2 protein-coding genes are annotated in these 2,363 nt (G+C 68.3%); both read right to left on the minus strand.

Translation table 11 applies throughout. The features are described from left to right. Window positions 1-54 precede the first annotated feature (54 nt). Window positions 55-825: an IS21-like element helper ATPase IstB gene (gene istB / locus QMK24_RS41045; RefSeq protein WP_283472016.1), complete on the minus strand. Its 771-nt coding sequence runs from the start codon at window positions 823-825 to the stop codon at window positions 55-57. Beyond that, window positions 822-2,174 carry an IS21 family transposase gene (gene istA, locus QMK24_RS41050; protein ID WP_502962721.1) on the minus strand — a complete coding sequence of 451 codons (1,353 nt, stop codon included), beginning with the start codon at window positions 2,172-2,174 and terminating at the stop codon, window positions 822-824. Before istA ends, istB begins: the two co-directional genes overlap by 4 nt. Between the last annotated feature and the right edge of the window lie 189 nt (window positions 2,175-2,363).

Genomic DNA, 2,363 nt, shown 5'->3' on the forward strand with positions numbered 1-2,363 from the left:
TGTCCGCGTACTCGTTGAAGTGCTCAGCCAAGTACAGCTGAACGTGCTCAGGTGTCAGGCTGCGTCGGTGTCGCGTTCGATGGCGGCGAGTCGGTTCTTGAGCCGGTAGCTGGGGCCGTTGATGGCGATCACGTCGCAGTGGTGGAGGAGCCGGTCGAGGATCGCGGTGGCGAGGACTTCGTCGCCGAAGACCTGGCCCCACTCGCTGAAGGTCTTGTTCGAGGTCAGGATGATCGAGCCCTTCTCGTAGCGCTTGGAGATCACCTGGAAGACCAGGTTCGCCTCGGCTCGTTCCAGAGGCTGGTAGCCCACCTCGTCGACCACGAGGACGCCGGGCCGCAGGTAGGTGCCGAGTTTGCTGGTCAGACGCCCGGCAGCCTCGGCGGCCTTGAGGTTGCGGACCATGTCGTCGAGGCTGGTGAAGTAGATCGAGTAGCCGGCTCGGCAGGCCGCGACGGCGAGCCCGACGGCGATATGGGTCTTGCCGACTCCGGGCGGCCCGAGGAGGGCCGCGTTCGCCTTGGCCTCGACGAAGGACAGGGTGGCGAGGTCCTTGACCTTGCGCGGGTCGAGCTCGGGCTGGAAGGAGAAGTCGTAGTCGTCAAGGGTCTTGTGGTGCGGAAGCTTCGAGGTTCGCAGGCTCTGGCGGAAGCGGCGGTCGTCGCGGACGGCGAGTTCCTCGGCCAGGACCAGGTCGATGAGGTCGAGGTAGCCCATCTTGGCCTCGTCTGCCCGCGAGACGTACTGGCTCAGGGCCTCGGCCAGGTGGGGCAGGCCGAGCTTGATGGCCGTGGTGCGGATACGGGTGCTGACGAGCTCGCTCAAGACGGTTCCTTCGGCGTCGACGGGGTGGTGAAGGGGCGGGTGCCGGTCAGTTCGTCATAGACCGACAGCGGGCGGCGGCCGACCTCGATGCGGGTGGCCGCGGCCCGGTTCAGCAGAGCCCCCAGCGGACCGGCCCCGATGCCCAGGGCGTCCCGGTTGCGGGGCTGGGACGGGACATCACCCGTGGTCACGCGGCGGTTATCGCCCCTGGGCAGGCCATCCCAGTGCTTCTCATCGACGATGCGGGCGCCGCGGCCGACCGCCCGTGGATGGGCGGCCAGCAGGGTCTCGCCGCCGGCGTCGGGCGTGGTGGAGTGCAGCGTGACCTGGGACTTCGTGGCCCGGATCTCGACCAGTTGGCGGGGGCGGACCTTGCGGGCCGGCACTGAGTAGAGGTTCGCGTCGAAAGCGACCAGGCAGTCCTTGCCGACGTGCCGCAGATGCCGCTGGCTGACCACATACGGTGTTCGCGGCAGCGGCCGCAGAGCCACGTGATCGCGGACGGCGCGGTGCCCGATGACCTCGCCGTGGGTGCCGTGGACCTTCGCCCGCCGCAGCGGCACCCAGGCGGTGAACGCGGCGTCCATCTCCTCGACGGAGGAAAACGCCCGTCCGGCCAGGACATGGTCACGGACGATCAACACCTGCCGTTCGACCCGGCCTTTCCCGGTGGGCCGGTAGGCGGCCAGCACGTCGATGTCGAAGTCGTAGTGCCCGGCGAAGGCCACCGCCTCCGGATGCAGGGGCACCGCCTCGCCCGGGGCGACATGACGGCGGACGACGGTCTTGGTGCGGTCGTAGACGAGGGTCATGGGCACCCCGCCGAAGTGCTCGAACGCGCGGCGGTGGCAGTCGAAGAACGCTGCCAGGTCCTGGCTGGTGGTGAAGCAGCAGAACGGGTCGCGCGAGTACGACAGGACCATGTGGAACGAGTAGACCTTCGGGATACCCAGGTGAGCGAGCGTCCTACCCTCGTCGCCCCAGTCGACCTGGGCCTGGGCCCCGGGGATCACCTCGAACCTGCGGTGCAGTCCGGCCAGTTCACCCGGGCTGATGCCGAGCTCCTCGGCGATGCGGGGCCGGGCCTCCTGCAGATATATCTTCACCCGCTGGTAGTTGCCGCTGAAGCCGTACTCCGCGACCAAGCGTTCGTGGACCACCGCACCCTTGATCAGGATTTCGGCCCGCAGCATCGCGTCGATCAACGGCGCGACCTCGTCCACCACCCGGCTACGGGGCTGCCCGCTCACCGTCCGCAGCGGCGGCGCGACCGGCGCCTGCCCGGACAGGTACTTGCGGGCCGTGCGCCGGTTCAGCCCGGTCTCCTTCGCGATCTCCGAAAGGCTCATCGCCCCGGACTCGTACAGACCGCGAAAACGCCGAAGCTCCAACCACCGATGCGGGTCCAAAACCACCGTCAGCCGCCCTCCACCGCCCCGAACAGACAGCAGCAGACTGCCGACCAACCGCCCTCAGCACATCAAGAACTGAGCACGTTCATCCGTACGGGACTGAGCACGTTCACGTGTACGCCGACA

Source organism: Streptomyces sp. PH10-H1, assembly GCF_030063355.1.
GTDB lineage: Bacteria > Actinomycetota > Actinomycetes > Streptomycetales > Streptomycetaceae > Actinacidiphila.